The following is an 18,421-nucleotide window of genomic DNA, read 5'->3' as shown; positions in this document are numbered from 1 at the left end:
TGATAAATTTAATTTTTAATCGGATGGCTAGCCTGGATACTATTAGTAGATGTAACGCTATTGCTTATGATATTGACACGCGTGTGGAAAACGTTAATTACAAAATTTCCATCACTTAAAAGGTGACTTTAATCACAGTTTTGTGGTATTATTTATATCAAATTTACGTAAACATTAATACAAAAGAAGTATGAGCAAGCATTACGAAATTCTAGTGGTAGGCGGGGGAAATGCTGGTATATCATCGGCTGCACAGTTGCTGAGAAAAAAACCGGGTCTTAAGATCGGCATCATTGAACCATCAGAAAAACATTACTATCAACCCGCATGGACTTTGGTAGGTGGTGGAGCGTATAAAATGGAAGCAACTATCCGAGATCAAAAGGACTGCATGCCAAAAGGAGCTGATTGGATTAAAGATGCTGCTGAAAGTTTCGATGCCGATAACAATGTGGTCAAATGTACCTCTGGTGACGAATATTCCTACGACGTGCTTATCCTTACACCAGGCATACAGCTGGATTGGCACAAGATCAAAGGCGCTAAAGAATCACTTGGAAAAAATGGAGTGACCACCAATTATATGCCTCAATATGCTCCATACACATGGGAGACAATTCGCAATTTCAAAAGAGGTAATGCAATTTTTACCAATCCAAATACTCCAATAAAATGTGGAGGGGCTCCTCAGAAAATCATGTATCTGGCTTCAGATTATTTTAGAAAAAACGGCATCTTATCCAGAACCAATGTTCACTTCTATTCCGGTGGAGGAGTCATTTTTGGAGTTGAAAAATACGCAAAATCACTTCTTGAAGTGGTAAACCGATATGGAATAAAACTACATTATAAGCACAACCTGGTAGAAATAAAAGGCGATGAAAAAATCGCCATCTTTGAAACCACTGACGAACATGGAAAATCTTTCCTTGTCGAACAGCCGTTTGATATGATCCATGTGACTCCTCCCCAAAGCGCTCCCGATTTTATAAAGCGAAGTCCCTTCGCAATACCAGATACGGCCTGGCCTGCCGATACACCCAAAATACCTGGTCAATTCTCCGATGGATATCTGGGGTGGATCGATGTAGATAAATACACGCTCCAACATAATAGGTATCCGAATGTTTTTGCTTGTGGTGATGCAGCCAATACTCCAAATGCAAAAACTGGTGCTGCTATACGTAAACAGGTACCTGTAATGGTGGGAAATATTTTAACTTACATGTCAAAAAAATCCCCTGTGCATAAATACAATGGATATGGATCTTGTCCTTTGGTCACAGGTTATGGCAAGCTTATTTTAGCAGAGTTTGATTACAACAATCAGCCCATTGAAACCTTTCCTTTTGACCAATCTAAAGAAAGGTGGAGTATGTGGATGCTTAAAAAACATATTCTTCCATGGTTGTATTGGAACAAAATATTGAAAGGAACTGCTTAAATCTTATTAATTACCCTCAGCAAAAGCCACTCAATGAGTGGCTTTTTTTATTTGTAAACACAATTCTATAATACTCAAGAGAGTCCATGTCCTAATTGAATTATTTTAGACAAAATTTACTCTTCCCGCGCATTATGTAAAAGATTGGGATAAACTATTTGATTTATGATAGGTAATAATTTTAAAATAAAGAATTTAGGTCCCGGTCTTCTCTATGCCGGTGCTGCTGTCGGTGTATCGCATCTTGTTCAGAGTACACGAGCAGGTGCTGAATATGGTTTGTTGATGATCGTGCCGGTCGTATTGGCCAACTTGCTGAAGTGGCCTTTCTTTTTCGCTGGTCCTTATTATGCTGCAGCCAAAGGTGAGTCTTTGATAATCGGCTACCATCGACTCGGGAAGCTGCCCTTTTACACAAATTTGTGTATTGCTGCCACCACAGTACCAGGTATCCTTGGAGCCGTTACTTTGGTGACTGCCGGTATCTTCAATGTAGTTTTAGGCATTGAAACAGATATCAGATTGAGCTCTGCACTTATTTTAGGAATTGCACTATTCGTTTTAATCCGTGGAAGATATGCCATATTAGACCGACTTATTAAATGGATCATTGCTGTACTTAGCCTTTCTACTGTTGTTGCAGTGGCATTGCTCTGGCAAGCACCCAGCCATTCATACTGGCGCCAAATTGATTGGGGAAATTACCAGCATATAACCTTTTTAATTGCTTTAATGGGCTGGATGCCGGCTCCAATAGACCTTAGTATTTGGCAAAGCATCTGGTCAGTTGAAAAATTTAAAATACAACCTGATGCGCGAAAAATCTTTAAAATTGATTTCAACATTGGATTTATCGCTACCGCTTTTCTGGCTGTGGTGTTTTTATTGCTAGGATTTTTTTCTTTGTATAATACAGAAAATCAGTTGCCTGCAGATGCAGTGGGGTTTGCTGCCTCACTGATATCCATGTACGAAGTAGCGCTTGGATCTACTGTTTCTCTTTTGATTAAAATAGCTGCCCTCACCTGTATGATCAGTACTGTAATTACTGTCTTGGATGCTTATCCTCGGGTTATAGCCGAGAGCATCGTCATAGCAAGAGGAAAGGGCAATCTTCATCGCTGGAACGAATTCGTTCTTTGGGTAGTGGCAACGAGTGGAATGGTTGTGATCTTATTTTTTAAAACCAATATGAAAGACCTTGTTACATTGGCCACTGTTATCAGTTTTATCACTGCACCTGTACTAGCCTGGTTCAATACCCAACTTCTGAGACAAATAGGATTTTTTCCCCGACAGATTTTTTCCATAAACAAAATACTCACATCTCTTGGTCTTTTGTACCTAATAGCTTTTACAATTATCTATCTGTTCATTACATTCCGGTGAAACACTACATTTTAATAATTTTATTTACTTTATTGAGTGTGAACTAAACACTGAATTATAGAATTTTTTTCTTAAAGTTTCCTCTCTAATACCACTAATTGTATATTTTTATATTGATTACCCATCTTTTATTTTTGTCTTGAAAATTGAAATATTAATTTAATAAATAACATAAGTAAAACTATACAAGAAACGAATTTTATATAAATAATATCACATTAAATATCCGAAATACGTAAAATTTTATATCCAGTCATTTATGCTTAAAGAAGTTTTATTTTTATAAATGGTTTCTTTGAAACAGAGCTTTCCACAATAGATGCTTTTATTTCTCAGACTATTTGAAAATTCATCCAAATTTTAATTAAACCTTTTACAATATCGGGTAAATATATTTTATTTGGGCACTTTTTTACATCATTTGTAATGCTTTCCTTTAAGCCGTTTAAAGCCATTCGGCCGACACGTGACAAGGCCTATTTAGTGGCCACCAGATCTTATGTTACTTATTCAAAAGAAGCTCTGGAAGACAAATTAAGCAACAATCCTTACACGTTTCTTCATGTTATCAATCCCGATGAAGCACGCATCCACAATTTACAAGGGTCTGAAAAGTATAAAGTAGTTCGAAAAACTTTCGAAAAATTTATCGATGAGGGAATTTTCTTCACTGAAGCAAAAAAGTGCTTCTACCTTTATCGCCAATCCACCCAGGAGCACATCTTCACTGGAATAATCGGTGCTGTGAGTGTGGCGGATTACGAGGAAGGCCGGGTTAAAATCCACGAACATACCCTCTCCAAGAGAGAAGAAATGTTTGCCGACTATCTCTACCACACCGGATTTAACGCCGAACCTGTACTCCTTACTTATCCATGGCAGTCCTCATTGCATAAGGTCTTCGAACGTTATCTATTGATCCGACCGGAATATGAATTTACTTCTACTGACCGTGTACTGCACGAGTTATGGATCATTGACGACATTAATAGCCTGGAAACTATAGAGATGACCTTCGCTCAGATAGATGCTGTCTACATTGCCGATGGCCATCATCGCTCTGCATCATCGGCTTTGCTGCATAAAAAACTAGTGAATGAAAAGAATGCCACCCCCGAATCAGCCTATTTCATGGCAATGATGCTGCCGGATACTGAATTGGTAGTTGACTCTTTTTATCGATTACTCGAAAACAATAGCGACGAAGAAAAAAACAAAATTTTAGATTTCATATTTTCCAACTGCGAGAGGATGAGTGACAACTGGGTCACTAATCGGGGTTATTTTTCCATCTTTTACGGCGCCGAATGGCAAACCTTTAAATTTCCGGAACATTGGTATGAGAAAAAAAATCTAATGCAGCAGTTGGATGCGAGCATCCTCTTTGATCACATTTTAAATCCCATAGCTGGGGTTGAAAGCGCCAAAGAAAATTCAAGGCTGCATTATATGCCGGCTCCTGAGGGTAGAGACAAAGCCAGAGAGTGGGTCTTAAACCATAAAAATTCCATTGCTTTTGAAATAGCTCCAGTCAATTTTGAAACTGTAAAACGGATTGCCGATGCACATCTGGTAATGCCTCCTAAAAGTACTTTCATCTTACCCAAGCTTCGAAGTGGTCTTACCATCTACGATTTAGGTTTGTATTGGCATTGATTTAAGGAGAAAACATTTCACACAGCCTTTCCCATCGCTCTTTGTCAGTTTCTCTAAGCTCTAAAGGGTATTTATTTCTTAATTTTTCCAATTGTGTTGAAAGGTTTACAAACCACCTCTTAGCGGCTTGAGATTCCGGATGTTGCAACTCGTGATGCAACATCCGGAGAAATCCATCAATCTCCTGCAAGGCAGCTCGTAATGGTGCTGACACCCATGATTCACAAAAAAAATTATAGACTGCCCAAATTGCACGTATGTTAGGATGAGCCATATCCATCTCATAATATTCGTAGTTTCGGAGCACATCGGTTACAAGTTCATATGCGGGGAAATAACTGGCCTTGCATGAATTGACCACTTCATGTACTGCAGCGATCAAGTGTGCCTTACTGCGACTATTTTCAATTATCCCATCCCTTAGATACTTTACAGGACTAATGGTAAAAATACATTTGGCAGTAGGATTAATGACATTGATGTTTTCATATATTCTTACAAGTACCTCTACTGTATCCGCTACTGAAAGAAAGGATTTTCTGAAATAATGCGATGGCATTTTGTGGCAGTTGGCAACGGGTTGCCCACTTTCGGCCAATCGATAATAGTATACCGTTCCGAGAGTTATAACTACGTGCGTAGCCTTTTCCAGGGCTAGTCGTGTGGAATATACTGCTGACTGAAGTGTATCTTTCAAACCCTCGATGGTGGTCGCATACAGACTGCTATGATGATCCCATGAAAAAAACAAACCATCACGTGAAACAGGTCTTATTTCAAATTCCGTATTTGATGCTAAAGTCAAATGGCGGCAGATTGAAAATGGATCAAAAGCAATTCCCTGTGGATTAATGACTACAGGATGATACAACCTCCTGAGTTCTCCGCCTATATTTTCAGAAAAACACGAACCTAAAAAAACAATGGTGTCACTCAATCCTATTTTATCTGCGTCTTGTACTTCCGGGGGTCGGAAATCAACAATGGGATGATGAAATTGCATTAGATATTAATCCACTTCATCAACAACTCATACCTGTGCTTCAGATCTATAATACTCTGGCTTTCGCCAAAAATAGCTTTTACTTCATAGTTGTACCGTTCAAAAGTCTGAATGATGCCGTCGAGGTTTTCTCTATTTAGTTTTAATGTGATTAAAATTCTTTGACTATCCGGTATTTCATTTAAGTATAGGCTTAAAATTCGGGCTTCTCCACTCTCTGCAATTTGTGCAATCTGGCTTAGCTGATAGTCGGATGATGGGATTTCAAGTACCAAAATGCCGCCGGGCATTTTAAAGCTCAGCGATTGGCCAAAAGTGGTCAATACATCATAGGCCAATACAGCACCCTGATATTGTTTCTCCCTATCGAGTACCGGCAAAACATCGCACTTGTAAATGCCAAATGAAGCTATAATATCCAGCTCATGACTATCGACGTATATAAATCCTGGCTTTATGAGATGCGGTGGCAAATCACCAAGCGACAAATAATCTTCGCTTAGATTTTCCAGATCCTCAAGTCTAAGAATTCCAATAAGTTGCCCATCGCTTAGAAGCGGCAGCGAACGGGTACCTTGATGAATCATTTCATCGATGGCAAATGAAATGGTGTCACCGGCATGAAGCGGTGCTAAACTCAGTGATATGTAATTTTCTCCCGTCATTATCAATACAAACTTATAATCATTATCCACATCCAAACTCAAAGGTTTTGTAAAAAGTCAAAAATCACACCGCAACGGGAAGATTTTGATGTTTTATACCATATACCAAGCGAAATCAATCTTGCCCTTTTTTCAACTGCTGATGAAGGATTTTAATATCATTGATAAATCTGAACATATATACTTTGCTTTCGCTATCCACATGTCTCAAAACAATCAAAAAAGATCCGACGGCCGTGATGCTATAAGAACATGTATTGAGAAGAACAGCTCCATACAAACCTAAACGAGATGTCAAAAGATCTCCTAGCAATACTATCGGTATGAAAGCGAGAAGTGATATAAGAAAATTGATAAAAAACAGACCTTTTCCGGCGAGGAAATGCGAATAGATCATCCCGGCTGCCAGAATTGCCACCGCTGGTGTCATCAGTAGCATCCAATGTCCCAAACCCATGTATTGCGGTCCTAAAAATCTGTGGTATACCCCATCCGGTAACATAGCTAGCAAAAGAATGGCCAATCCGCTGAGAACTGCCACCCATCGGGCAGTGACGAACGTGAGAACACCGGCCGAAAAGTCACTGCCGTTTTGTGACACTCGAGAATATACAACTAAGCTGACACTTTTTGCAAGTAGCCATATTCCCTCTCCAAGCTGTACCACAGCTGCAAAAATTCCAACGGTTCCTGTTCCCTGATATTTTTCAAGAAAAAAATAGGTAAACCTGTAGTTGAGTTGTTGAACCAGATTTCCAATCTGTATATGAAAACCGTTTATCAAAAGCTGCTTGATCAATTGAACATTAATTTTAAAATCAAAGCCTTCTAATCTGAGCCTTGGCCAAAGAAAAACTAGCGATAAAAGCCATTGAGCTCCGGCACCTAAAGAAAGTGCCAGGTAGTAATGCTCAGCTTTAGGTGTAAAAACAGAATATTGGTAAACTAGGGCTCCGATCAAAGTGGAATTCACTGCCAGCGAGGCAGCATTGTGTAAGTGCAGCTTTTCGATTCCTACCAGCAAATATTGATGAGCCCAGCCTGTAGAGTAAAAAAAAAGTACTATAAGTAAAAATACCGGAGAAGGAAGCAATGTTGGAAAAATCCACAACACGGCCATTGGCAATACCAATGCAATAACAGCCCAGATATAAGCTGTCGCGAGCAATTCAGATGACTTGTAACGAACGGCATAATACACCATGGCAGAGCCCCCCGGCAAGTTTGACAACATCAAAAAAATACTGACCCAAAGATTAAATAATGCCACTTCTCCAACACCCTCACTGCCGATATATCTGGCATTGATGGATAAAATTACCAGACCTAAAAAAGCCGATAACGCCCTGGTGACGGTGGTTTGAAACAGTTTCTTTAACATTGTTCTGGCTGTTGGGTGTAAAGTTTATGCAATCGCATACGCAATGCCCCGTAACTAAAATGTTCGGTAGCATATTTAGCAATCTGAAATCGATCGAAACAAATTTCACCGGTCACCACTTTTTTCATCGCCTCATACAACTCGCTTTCCTCTTTGGGGTTAATGAGTATTCCAGTTTCAGGAATTAACCATTCTGCAATACCTCCTACATCTGAAGCGATTACCGGCACTCCGCACATCCATGCCTCAGCTATTACACAGGGAAAATTTTCAAATTTGCTGTATAGAACCAAAAATGCTGATTCCTGCATCAATGCTGCAATTTCAGGGGATGTTTTCTCTCCGAAAAAAGTAACCAAATGCTCTACACCCAAACGGCTGGCAAGTTGTTTTAATGGTCGTACATCTCCATCTCCCCCTATCGCCAGAGTGATTTGAGGAAACTCTTCCGAAAGACGAGCAAAAGACCGAAGAATTACATCAGGTCTTTTGTGATTAAAATCAAGGGTTGAAACATGCAGGAACGTATACTTTAAGTCTTTTTCCGGACAAAACGTAAAAATTTTATCATCCACCACATTCGGAAGTATCTGAAAAGATATATTTTTTTTAATTGTATCCTGCATCGAATGGCCCAAATGCCTAGTTACCGGTAGGAATATATCCACAAGACTTGCTGCCAATCCAATGGCTTTTCGCCTCCACCAGGAAAGCTCTTCAAACGCGCCATTGTGATAGCCAGTCCAATGCTCAGAACAAAAAATTACAGAATTTGGACAAATAATCCGCGCGATTAAAGCAATCCACCAACTTTCGTGAAAAATATTGAGATGAATTATTGCAGGCTTCTTTCTGTTTAGTTGACTAATGATAATCATGATTAGTTGATACCAACCCTTCAGACCCGATGGTTTAAAAATATGGATCCCATTGAGACCTTGCTTCTCTATAGGCTTGATGATACATGAATCTGTAGGCTCTGTAGTAAAATGAATGACTTCTACATCTGCTTCCAAACCTGCTACATGGGCATGACGCTCTATAAAATTCCCAAGTGTGCTATGAACTCTGGAAGGAAACCAAGGTGTAAACCACAAAACAAATTTGCTATCGGAAGTACCCATTCCGGGCGGTGTAAATGTTATCTATCAGAATCAATTCCTAGTCAGGCCAATACAGTACAATAGCGTTGGTTGAAGGCATATCTGCTTCGGCCATGAGGACATCAATCCAATCCTGTCCATACTTACAGTAATATTGGCTAACGTTTTCATAGCGTTCTTGAAACACCCCGTTAGGATAGACCATTTGGTGTATTTCCTGGAGTTTTCGGAGAAGTTGGTCGTTTTTTCTCGCTTCTGCACTTAGGACTTTAGCTTTTAGTGACTCGATGGCTTTCAGATGCCTTACCATACGAGCACGGGCGCTGGCGGCAAGTGTCTTGTCTACGTTGGCACTGTACTCTTCAATTTCAGCATAAAGTTTTTTCATTTGGCTTGAAAAGTGTTCAAATCTGGAATCCGTAGGTGATGTTTTGCGAATCAGGTCCTTTACCACTTTGGCTGGTGGTTGGAACAAAATCTCCTCGAGTAAATCATTCTTTTCCAAAAACCTCTTTACTTTGGCATTGAGCTGAAGAAATGAATTTCTCAGCAGAAGTATTGGCATCGGCATCTGGTGGGTTGTAAAGACACCTTTTAACTGAAGCCAGTATGCGATTTCATTTGCACCGCCTATATAAGCCAGGTTAGGCAACACAAATTCCTGATACAAAGGACGTGTCACTACGTTGGGGCTGAAATTTTCGGGTCTATTGTCAATTTCTCGCTCTAATTCTCTTGTACTCCAAACTCTTTGACCAGCTCTGTAAGTACCATCCGAAGCCTTTTCTATTCTTACCCTGCTGTCTCCCAGGTAAAAGAAATTAATGTCTCTGGGATTTACCTGGGCAAACCACAATCTGCCAATTTCTTCAGAAGTTTCCTTCAAAGGTTCATTGGAAACCTGCCGGAGCACTTCGTCTTTTATGATTAAACGAAACGCATTTTTAAGCTCCGGATCGTCTCCATCTATTATAACTATGCCATAATGTCCGAGCAGCTGGTGAACGAGTTTACGGGTTGCCTGAGCGAGATTGATACTGGTCAAATAGCTATATTCCAATATTTTAAGCCACTCGGTAATGGAGGAGTTATGAGGCATTAAAAATTCGGAATAAGTTTGTAAAAGCTCTCTGTATCCTTCCAACGACAAGCGACCAACTGGCTGTCCGGAATGCATGTAATTCCAATGAAATCGTACTCTGTGATGATGAAAGTGGTTTATCTCCTGAAAATCATGATCCTCACTGGCCAACCAAAATACCGGTACAAAGTGATATTCCGGATACCACACTTTCAGCTTACGTACCTGAGCGATGGCACTAAGTATCTTGTAAATAAAATACAAAGGACCGGTATGAAGACACAGCTGATGACCTGTGGTGATGGTGAATGTATCATTTCGAGACAGTAATTCTATATTGGTCATTACAGGCTCAGATGCAGAAAGTACAATGCCCTGCTCTGAATACTGGCGTTTCAATGCACGGTAGAGTATCTTGCGTCTCTCATCAGTGAATTCGAGTTGCTTTTCAAGTATCTGACGGTAGAAATCTTCTTTTGTAAAATACCTGTTGTAATAGGGTACGAGCCGCTCAGGATGTATTAGATAGTCCAGGGTAATGGACGGAAGGATACCTGTTTTAGCAAAAGGTATTGATTGGATAACTGCTGACTGTAAACTATTCAATGTAATTGCTGTATTTACTGCCAAAAGTAAATAGAATAGCCGACCCATATGAGGTCGGCTACTCAAATCAACACACCATGAAAAAACTAAGACTTTCTGGCTGCAAATGCAACAATCTTTTCGGACATGGGATCTGTCATACTGCCATAATCCTCCACCCACTGACCATTTTCGTCAATGAGAAATTTATGAAAATTCCAACGAACAGAGGCATTTGACTTTCCGTTGAGTTCCTTTTTTGTAAGCCATTGATAAACAGGATGTGGATTTGGACCTTTTATAGAAACCTTTTCCATTAATTGAAAGGTCACTCCGTAATTTTTCTCACAAAAAGATTTGATCTCACTGGTTGATCCGGGTTCCTGACCTCCAAAATCGTTACAGGGAAATCCCAGTATAACAAAGTTTTTATCCTTATAGTCATCAAAAAGCTTTTGAAGTTTTTTGTATTGTGGCGTAAATCCACATTCGGAAGCCACATTTACTATCAGTACCCTCTTTCCCTTTAAAGTTGAGAAATCAAAATCTTTACCGTCTATGGTCTTTGCCTTTAGACTGTAGAAGGAAACTGGCTTTGATTGACCATGGTCCTTTGATAATCTCGCCAGATGGTCCTTGATGCCTGCTGAAAACAAAATGCTGGAAACCACTAGTATCATGAGCGATATACTTACTTTTTTCATATTTTTCTTTTAAATACATTTTTTAAAGCGCAATGTTCACAAAATACATTGGCCAATTAAAGAATGTTTTTTAATCTGGTTTACTCGGATTTTTTTAATTTGCAGCGTAAATCTTATATTTTTCAAAATTGCACATCAGATTTTTTAAATATCAAGGTACCGGCAACGATTTCATTATCATCGACAACAGAGAGCTTACATTCCCGAAAACTACGGAATTGATACAAAATATGTGTCATAGAAAATTTGGGATTGGTGCTGATGGACTTATACTGTTGGAAAATGACGAGGAAGTACATTTTAAAATGGTGTACTATAACTCAGATGGTCGTGAAAGCACCATGTGTGGTAACGGAGGTCGTTGTGTAGCAGCTTTTGCAAAATTCATTGGAATTGTTGATAAAAGAGCAGTTTTTAGAGCCGTAGATGGCATACACTCTGCATGGATCATTGACGATGTGGTGAGTCTTGAACTGTTGGACACTTCATTGCCAGTGAAGAAAGAGCCCGGGTATTACATCGATACCGGTTCACCTCATTTGGTGATTTTTAAAAATGACCTAGATACCATAGATGTGAATCTTGAGGGCAGAAAATGGCGCTTTGACAATACGTTTGAAAATCAGGGAGGAGTCAATGTGAATTTTTGCTCTGAGCCGCGAGGAAATACAATTTACGTACGAACCTACGAGCGAGGCGTAGAAAGCGAAACGCTAAGCTGTGGTACCGGAGTAACAGCTGCTGCTTTGGTTACTTCATATCTGTATGGCATAAACGATTCCATTTCTGTAAATACTCCTGGAGGAGATTTAAGTATAAGTTTTAAAAGAAATTCGGACAAATTTGAAAAAATTTCTTTAACAGGTCAGGCGAAATTTGTATTTGAAGGAAAATACTGGTTGTCATGAATGGCTTGAGAGAAAATGCACTGATTTTAAGGGCGCCTGAGCCTTCAGATTTGCCTTTTCTCATTAAATTGGAAAATGACAGGAATAACTGGTGGGTCAGTGGCACCATCTCGCCATGGAGTCATTATACCTTGAAAAAATACTTAGAAAACTCAGGTCAGGACATCGCTATCACAGGACAGCAAAGATTTGTATTGTCAACACCAGATCACAGGATTGGTCTTATAGATTTTTACGATTACGACGCTCTGAACCAGCGTGCAGCCATTGGCATAGTGATCGATCCGGATTTCAGAAACAGAGGGTACGGAAAAAAAGCCATTGAGCTCATCATTAAGCAGGGAGAGATTTTCCTTGGACTTCATCAGGTATATGCAGAAATTCCTGCATTCAATGAAGCAAGTATTCGATTGTTTGAAAAATGTGGATTTACACGTAACGGCGTGAAAAAAGACTGGATCAGAAAAAAAGGTAAATATCACGATGTTTATTTCTATCAAAAATTTCTGAGTTATTGATTTTACCGGATATTTTAGACTTGGTCACACCGCTTTTCTTATTTTTGAATCAGTAGTTAGTGCGGGCAAATGAGGTGGAAAAGTCTTCTTAAGTATTGGCTTGGTATCATACCATTTTGTGTAGGTTGGATATATGTATCCTGTCAAAAGTCTGATGAAGACAACTCAGAAAAAGGTGATGACTTCCACAAGTGGTGGGCATTGGGTGATAGCCTTTCTTACGTAGGTATCGAATCGTGTAAAAATTGTCATTACGAAATCTACTCCACATTTGTGCACACGGGTATGGGTAAAAGTTTCGGTCTTGCAGATAGCTCAAAGTCAGCCATCCCGGTCTCTGAAAATCAGTATGTTTACGATTCACACACAGGATTTTATTATCGGCCTTATTTTAAAGCAGGTAATTTGTGGCTCCACGAGTTTCGGTTGAATGGTAGTGACACTACCTATAATCTTCACGTACCGGTCGATTTTATCATAGGTTCTGGACATCATACCAATTCCCATATCATAAACCTGAATGGCTATCTTTTTCAGGCACCATTTACATATTACACGCAGTCGGAAAGACTCGACCTCCCTCCGGGTTTTGAAGAGGGAAATAATAGCCGGTATTCCAGGCCGATAGGGATCGAATGCATGAGCTGTCACAATGCCATGCCTACGGGATTTATAGCTGGAAGTGAAAACAAATATTCCAAGGTGCCGCTTGGAATCGACTGTGAGCGATGCCACGGTCCGGGCAGCGGACATGTAAACAAAATGCTCAGCGGTAATTTTACAGATACCTCCGCTTCACCTGATTACAGCATCGTCAATCCTAAAAGATTACCCGTAAGATTGAGGTTCGAACTTTGCCAAAGATGTCACTTACAAGGAAATACTGTCTTAGTAAATGGCAAATCATTTTTTGATTTCAGGCCAGGAATGAAGCTTAGCGACGTAATGGATATTTATCTTCCAAAATATGAAAACGACGAACACTTTATTATGGCATCTCATGCAGACAGACTATCACAAAGCAATTGCTTTACTAATTCCAATGGAAAAATGGATTGCACCACGTGTCACAACCCTCACATCAGTAGTCGGAGTCTAGGAGATGCATTTTTTAATGAAAAATGTGCATCGTGCCATAGCGATAACGAATGCAGAGAAAAAACAACAATAAAAGACAAAAAAAACAACAGTTGTGTAAGTTGTCATATGCCTATTTCAGGAAGTATCGATATACCACATGTGACCATTCACGATCATAAAATAGCCGTTCATAAAAAACTATCAAACTCACAGAAAAACGAAAAAATTATAGCTCTAATTTCAATCAACAATGCCAATCCGACATTGAAAAGTCGAATAAATGCATATTTGCAACAGTACGAAAGATTTGAACCGAATAACTGGTATCTCGATAGCGCATATCTGCTGCTATCTTCAGTAAATAAGATGGAATATATGAGAGAGTGGATTCATTATTTATATTTGAAAAAAGACATAAAAAATAGTTATTTATCAATTTTACCAACGATAAGAAATCTAATTACAGATAGTACCTATACTTTCTCATCCTGGAGCAATGAAAATGCCTGGTTTTGGTATCGGGTAGCTCATCTCACGGAAACACACTACAGCACTACAGAAGCATTGAAATACTACAAAAAAGCAGTAGACCTGGCGCCTTTTCACTATGAATTTCAATCGAAATATGCAGTAGCTTTAGCTAAAAACGGACAGGTCAGAGAAGCAATCCACATAATGGAGAACGTTCACTCCGAAATTCCCTATCTGTATGAAGTGAGCAACAATTTGGGATATTTGCATCTGATGGAAAAAGACTTCCAAAAAGCTGAAACTTTTTTACTTAAGTCTTTAGAAATGAATCCAATATACATTAAAGCATATAGCAATTTGCTTTTGCTCTATAATCATACGGGGCAAAAAAGTAAAATTGAGAAGCTTCTTGACAAAATCAAAAAGGAGATGCCTTCATTATACAATGAAATTAATTCTTTAACTCAATGAAGTTTTTAATAAAAGTTGGAGCATCAGCATTCTTTCTTCTACTGGCAAGCTTTTCAATGTATTTATATATTTTTGACTCGCCTAATGTTCGCTCAAATCACATTCTTTTTATACCCACAGGTGCAGAGTTTAATCAGGTATTGGACAGTATCAGGTATCAAAATATGTTGAAAAGTAATGCAACTTTTCATCTGGCCTCACGACTGATGAAATATCATAAATTGGTAAAACCAGGCAGATATGAAATAACGTCTGAAATGTCAAACAAAGAAGTTATATCCATGCTGAGAAGCGGGATGCAGGCACCAGTACTTATTACGTTTCATAACATATCTTTTTTTGAGGAGCTTTCGCACCTATTAAGTAAAAAATTAGAACCTGATTCCGGAACGTTTTCCAGATATTTCCTCACTAAAGAAACAGCAGCAAAATATGGGTTTACTAAAGAAACTTTTGCTTTGATGTTTCTACCGGATACATATCAAATGTTTTGGAACACAAATCCTGAGAAATTTGCTGAAAGAATGCATAAAGAATATGGTAAATTTTGGAATGAAGAAAGAAAATCACAAGCCCGAAAAATTGGCCTCGATCCAATAAAAGCTGGTATACTCGCTTCAATTGTCGAGAGTGAAACCAAAAAAGCTGATGAATTGCCTGTCGTTGCGGGACTTTATCTCAACAGATTGAGAAAAGGAATGCTCCTTCAGGCTGATCCCACCGTAGTGTTTGCCACCCAACTAGAGCGGGGAGTACGTTCAAAACGAGTGTATTTCAAAGACTTAAAGATTGAATCTCCTTATAACACGTATATTCACAAAGGATTGCCACCGGGACCCATTTCATTTCCATCTAAATTAGCCATAGAGGCCGTACTCAACCCTTCGGACCACAATTTTCTGTATATGTGCGCTGACCCCGAACGTCCGGGCTACCATTTATTTACTGACGATTATCGTCAGCATCTGCGAAATGCTTCCCGCTACCACAGATGGATTTCTGCTCAACAAATCAATTGAGCTTAGCTTGTTCCATACGGAGAGTTTGCACTATGGTTTCTAGTCGGTGAAGAGCAGTATTTCGCTTCATTTCGGCTTCTGATTTTTGTTTGTTCAAATGCTCTAATTTTCCGTCTAGCTTGAGGCGTTGCTGTTGTAATCTGGCTAAATCTTTTTCAGCCCTGCTTAGTCTTTTAGCTTTTCGGGTGAGATTTTTTGTTTTGATCGTTTCCTGGATAGCTTTAGCTTCCTTTTCAGCTGTTTCGTTTTGACTGGTAAGAAGGGCTATTTCCACTTTCAATTCATCATTTTGTTTCATTAACTTCTGAATAGTCTTGTTATTTCGGTCAACTTTTTTGTTGTACTTTCTGATTTTTTTATTGTTTGAAGATATTGATTTTTCAATTGATTTTAAGGATTCTGTCATTTGATCAATGTCATACCCTTCCATTTCTGAAATACCTGTTTTGTAGACATCTCTCTTTTGCTCAATAGCTTTCTGAAGGTCACTTCGCTTAGCCTTTTCGTTGGTTATTTGTTCTTCCAGTTTTTGTATTTGTACAGAAAGCTGTTCAATTTCACCTTCTACAGCTGTTTTCTGCTTTTCCAACTCATTAATTCGCAGTTGGATTAATTCGGTCTGTGCATACCCGGCTATTGTACATAAACACGTAAATAAAAAAACTAAATTTCTCATAATAAGAATTTTGAACAAAGATACTTTAAAAGTACATGGTTTCAAAATTTCTTTTTTCTTATTGCTTGTTTATAGTTGATTACTACTATATCCAAGGGACTTATATAATTTATAATCTCTTGTATTTTTATCAACTACTCGAGTCCATCTTTGCACAGATGTCGTTCGTCAGACCAAAAAAGTCTCTGGGCCAGCACTTTCTGACCAATAAATCTGTGGCACAGCGCATTGCAGCCCTGGCCCATAATAGTCCGTGCAAAAATCTGCTCGAAGTCGGGCCGGGAATGGGTATTCTGACCAATTTTTTAATATCTGATTCTTTCTATCTGAAGGCTATCGAGTTGGATCGCGAATCAGTTCAGTATTTAAGAGCGAATTTCCGGGAGCTAACGGTAATTGAAGGCGATTTTTTAAAGTTTGATTTCAATACGCTCTTCGAAGGTGAGGAATATGGAATTATAGGAAATTATCCATATAATATATCTACACAGATAGTATTTAAGATTATTGAACACCAACATCTTATTCCTTGGATGGGCGGTATGTTTCAAAGAGAAGTAGCTCTGCGCATCGGGGCTAAGCCCGGTGGAAAAGACTATGGAATTCTCTCCGTGCTGACACAATTATTTTATCGTGTTACTTATGAATTCACTGTTGAACCTGGTAATTTCAACCCTGTTCCTAAGGTGCGCTCGGGCGTAATCACATTACAACGGCTGGAGACACCTTTATGTCCGGAGGGGTTATTCCCTCGGGTAAGAGAAATAGTGAAGGCTGCTTTCAATCAAAGACGTAAGACCCTTAGGAATGCACTAAAAATGTTGAACTACTCCATGGAATTAGGCGAAAACCCTATTTTTGAGCGCCGGGCAGAACAACTTTCACCAGAAGATTTTGTAAAATTGACTAAGGCATTAAGCATTGCAAACCAAAAAACTTAATCAGACCACTGTAGACCGTATTGCTGAATTTCTCGAGCGTAGAGCTACAGAAAGTGTTCTGGCTGAACTTGAAGATTTTCACCCGGAGGACATAGCCGAATTGCTTGAAAGGCTCGACTTACCCTATGCCAAACTGCTGCTTTATGCCCTTCCTGAAGAAAAGGCTGCAGAAGTAATCGTCAATCTCGATGAGGAGAGGCGGGCAGAGTTACTTCAGGATTACTCGGTACGGGAGCTGGCACAGGAGGTCATTGAAAATTTGGACAGCGACGATGCGGCCGACATTATTTCTGAACTACCTCAGGAACGAATTCACGAAGTTCTCCAAAATCTCGAGGACCCGGACCAAGCCAGGGAAATTGCTGACCTGCTCAGCTACGAAGAGGATACTGCAGGCTCCATTATGGCCAAAGAGCTCGTAAAGGTCAATGCTTCCTGGAAACTGATGCGCTGTCTACGCGAAATGCGTCGTCAGGCGGAGAAAGTAGAACAAGTTCATGCCATTTACGTGGTCGATGACGAGGACCGACTACTGGGGACCCTATCGCTGAAAAAATTACTCACTACATCTACCAAAACTCCTGTAGCAGAGGTGTACGACCGCAAAGTTATCAGCGTCACGACTGATGTACACGTAGAAGAGGTCGCACGATTGATGCGAAAGTACGACCTGGTGGTGATTCCGGTCGTAGATAAAGATGGAAAATTGGTAGGCCGTATCACCTTTGATGATGTAATGGATGTGATGCAGGAAGAAGCAGAGCGCGACTATCAGATGGCATCAGGTCTGACCCAGGATGTAGAAAGTGACGACTCTATTTTCGCCCTTTCACGTGCCAGGCTGCCCTGGCTTCTAATTGGAATGCTGGGAGGAGTGATCAGTTCGAGGGTAGTCGATTATTTTGATATTTCTCAATATCCGGAAATGGCAGCTTTTATGCCTTTAATAGCTGCTACCGGTGGCAATGTGGGAGTGCAGTCTGCTGCACTTGTGGTACAGTCGCTGGCCAACGATTCATTTAATGAGTCTATCATCAAAAAGCTGCTAAAAGACCTTGGCGTGGGGCTTGTGACGGCCACAGTATGTGCCTCACTCATGTTTGCTGTTACAGCTGCATTGGGCAAGCCCTTTAATTTGAGCATAACTGTTTCACTTGCTTTAATTTCGGTTATTGTTTTTGCAGCTATGTTTGGCACTTTTGTGCCATTAACACTCAATAAATTTAAAATAGACCCGGCGGTTGCCACAGGGCCTTTTGTAACTACTACCAACGATGTCATTGGGCTTTTTATCTATTTTTCAGTAGCCAAGTTGATTATGTAGTA

General features: G+C 39.6%; 16 protein-coding genes. 9 read left to right on the top strand and 7 right to left on the bottom strand.

Going from position 1 to position 18,421, the window contains the following annotated elements:
* The first annotated feature begins 190 nt into the window (after window positions 1–190).
* The 3 genes from DES35_RS09335 (at window position 191) to DES35_RS09325 (ending at window position 4,489) form a co-directional block, all read left to right on the top strand.
* Window positions 191–1,444 (top strand): NAD(P)/FAD-dependent oxidoreductase, encoded by a 1,254-nt coding sequence (locus tag DES35_RS09335; protein WP_114366418.1) that lies wholly within the window; start codon window positions 191–193, stop codon window positions 1,442–1,444.
* Between the two features lie 165 nt (window positions 1,445–1,609).
* On the top strand, window positions 1,610–2,833 hold the full coding sequence (locus tag DES35_RS09330) for an NRAMP family divalent metal transporter (RefSeq protein ID WP_114366417.1): 1,224 nt from the start codon (window positions 1,610–1,612) through the stop codon (window positions 2,831–2,833).
* Between the two features lie 426 nt (window positions 2,834–3,259).
* A complete protein-coding gene (locus DES35_RS09325; RefSeq protein WP_114366416.1) occupies window positions 3,260–4,489 on the top strand; it encodes a DUF1015 domain-containing protein in 1,230 nt (409 codons plus the stop codon).
* Window position 4,490: 1 nt separating this feature from the next.
* Here the strand turns inward: DES35_RS09325 and DES35_RS09320 are convergent, their stop codons facing one another.
* The 6 genes from DES35_RS09320 to DES35_RS09295 form a co-directional block, all read right to left on the bottom strand.
* Window positions 4,491–5,492: a GSCFA domain-containing protein gene (locus DES35_RS09320; protein WP_114366415.1), complete on the bottom strand. Its 1,002-nt coding sequence runs from the start codon at window positions 5,490–5,492 to the stop codon at window positions 4,491–4,493.
* Window positions 5,492–6,187, bottom strand: a complete 696-nt coding sequence (locus tag DES35_RS09315) for a CBS domain-containing protein (protein ID WP_244906343.1) — start codon at window positions 6,185–6,187, stop codon at window positions 5,492–5,494. Before DES35_RS09315 ends, DES35_RS09320 begins: the two co-directional genes overlap by 1 nt.
* 85 nt (window positions 6,188–6,272) lie before the next feature.
* Window positions 6,273–7,538, bottom strand: coding sequence for a lipopolysaccharide biosynthesis protein (locus DES35_RS09310; RefSeq protein ID WP_114366413.1), 1,266 nt, complete (start codon window positions 7,536–7,538; stop codon window positions 6,273–6,275).
* A complete protein-coding gene (locus DES35_RS09305) occupies window positions 7,532–8,662 on the bottom strand; it encodes a glycosyltransferase (RefSeq protein WP_037358980.1) in 1,131 nt (376 codons plus the stop codon). The genes DES35_RS09310 and DES35_RS09305 overlap by 7 nt, the downstream gene beginning before the upstream one ends.
* Window positions 8,663–8,699: 37 nt before the next feature.
* Window positions 8,700–10,328, bottom strand: coding sequence for a bacillithiol biosynthesis cysteine-adding enzyme BshC (gene bshC / locus DES35_RS09300; RefSeq protein WP_160171979.1), 1,629 nt, complete (start codon window positions 10,326–10,328; stop codon window positions 8,700–8,702).
* 86 nt (window positions 10,329–10,414) lie between these two features.
* Complete coding sequence (locus tag DES35_RS09295) at window positions 10,415–11,011, bottom strand: glutathione peroxidase (RefSeq protein WP_084180164.1); 597 nt, start codon at window positions 11,009–11,011, stop codon at window positions 10,415–10,417.
* A gap of 128 nt (window positions 11,012–11,139) precedes the next feature.
* On the opposite strand from DES35_RS09295, the gene dapF reads away from it, so the two are divergent.
* From dapF to mltG, 4 genes are all read left to right on the top strand, one after another.
* Window positions 11,140–11,919 carry a diaminopimelate epimerase gene (gene dapF, locus DES35_RS09290; protein WP_114366412.1) on the top strand — a complete coding sequence of 260 codons (780 nt, stop codon included), beginning with the start codon at window positions 11,140–11,142 and terminating at the stop codon, window positions 11,917–11,919.
* Complete coding sequence (locus tag DES35_RS09285) at window positions 11,916–12,437, top strand: GNAT family N-acetyltransferase (protein ID WP_037358974.1); 522 nt, start codon at window positions 11,916–11,918, stop codon at window positions 12,435–12,437. The genes dapF and DES35_RS09285 overlap by 4 nt, the downstream gene beginning before the upstream one ends.
* A gap of 69 nt (window positions 12,438–12,506) precedes the next feature.
* Complete coding sequence (locus DES35_RS09280; protein ID WP_037358971.1) at window positions 12,507–14,459, top strand: hypothetical protein; 1,953 nt, start codon at window positions 12,507–12,509, stop codon at window positions 14,457–14,459.
* Window positions 14,456–15,478, top strand: coding sequence for an endolytic transglycosylase MltG (gene mltG, locus DES35_RS09275; protein WP_037358969.1), 1,023 nt, complete (start codon window positions 14,456–14,458; stop codon window positions 15,476–15,478). Before DES35_RS09280 ends, mltG begins: the two co-directional genes overlap by 4 nt.
* Here the strand turns inward: mltG and DES35_RS09270 are convergent.
* The gene (locus DES35_RS09270) at window positions 15,471–16,067 is read right to left on the bottom strand and encodes a hypothetical protein (RefSeq protein ID WP_125039474.1); all 597 of its coding nucleotides are present in this window, start codon (window positions 16,065–16,067) and stop codon (window positions 15,471–15,473) included. The genes mltG and DES35_RS09270 overlap by 8 nt on opposite strands.
* 122 nt (window positions 16,068–16,189) lie before the next feature.
* Here DES35_RS09270 and rsmA point away from each other — a divergent pair, with 122 nt between their 5' ends.
* Both rsmA and mgtE read left to right on the top strand, forming a co-directional pair.
* Window positions 16,190–17,095: a 16S rRNA (adenine(1518)-N(6)/adenine(1519)-N(6))-dimethyltransferase RsmA gene (rsmA, locus tag DES35_RS09265; protein WP_244906341.1), complete on the top strand. Its 906-nt coding sequence runs from the start codon at window positions 16,190–16,192 to the stop codon at window positions 17,093–17,095.
* Window positions 17,076–18,419 (top strand): magnesium transporter, encoded by a 1,344-nt coding sequence (gene mgtE / locus DES35_RS09260; protein ID WP_037358964.1) that lies wholly within the window; start codon window positions 17,076–17,078, stop codon window positions 18,417–18,419. The genes rsmA and mgtE overlap by 20 nt, the downstream gene beginning before the upstream one ends.
* Window positions 18,420–18,421: the final 2 nt, after the last annotated feature.

This window comes from Schleiferia thermophila (assembly GCF_003337435.1).
GTDB lineage: Bacteria > Bacteroidota > Bacteroidia > Flavobacteriales > Schleiferiaceae > Schleiferia > Schleiferia thermophila.
Note: the sequence above shows the minus strand (reverse complement) of the source record. Positions and strands in the feature narration are given on the sequence as shown.

Excerpts from the sequence above, each read along its gene's own strand:
- DES35_RS09335 (WP_114366418.1), top strand. The coding sequence starts at position 191 with ATGAGCAAGCATTACGAAATTCTAGTGGTAGGCGGGGGAAATGCTGGT.
- DES35_RS09330 (WP_114366417.1), top strand. The coding sequence starts at position 1,610 with ATGATAGGTAATAATTTTAAAATAAAGAATTTAGGTCCCGGTCTTCTC.
- DES35_RS09325 (WP_114366416.1), top strand. The coding sequence starts at position 3,260 with ATGCTTTCCTTTAAGCCGTTTAAAGCCATTCGGCCGACACGTGACAAG.
- DES35_RS09320 (WP_114366415.1), bottom strand. The coding sequence starts at position 5,492 with ATGCAATTTCATCATCCCATTGTTGATTTCCGACCCCCGGAAGTACAA.
- DES35_RS09310 (WP_114366413.1), bottom strand. The coding sequence starts at position 7,538 with ATGTTAAAGAAACTGTTTCAAACCACCGTCACCAGGGCGTTATCGGCT.
- DES35_RS09305 (WP_037358980.1), bottom strand. The coding sequence starts at position 8,662 with ATGGGTACTTCCGATAGCAAATTTGTTTTGTGGTTTACACCTTGGTTT.
- DES35_RS09295 (WP_084180164.1), bottom strand. The coding sequence starts at position 11,011 with ATGAAAAAAGTAAGTATATCGCTCATGATACTAGTGGTTTCCAGCATT.
- DES35_RS09285 (WP_037358974.1), top strand. The coding sequence starts at position 11,916 with ATGAATGGCTTGAGAGAAAATGCACTGATTTTAAGGGCGCCTGAGCCT.
- DES35_RS09280 (WP_037358971.1), top strand. The coding sequence starts at position 12,507 with ATGAGGTGGAAAAGTCTTCTTAAGTATTGGCTTGGTATCATACCATTT.
- mltG (WP_037358969.1), top strand. The coding sequence starts at position 14,456 with ATGAAGTTTTTAATAAAAGTTGGAGCATCAGCATTCTTTCTTCTACTG.
- rsmA (WP_244906341.1), top strand. The coding sequence starts at position 16,190 with ATGGTTTCAAAATTTCTTTTTTCTTATTGCTTGTTTATAGTTGATTAC.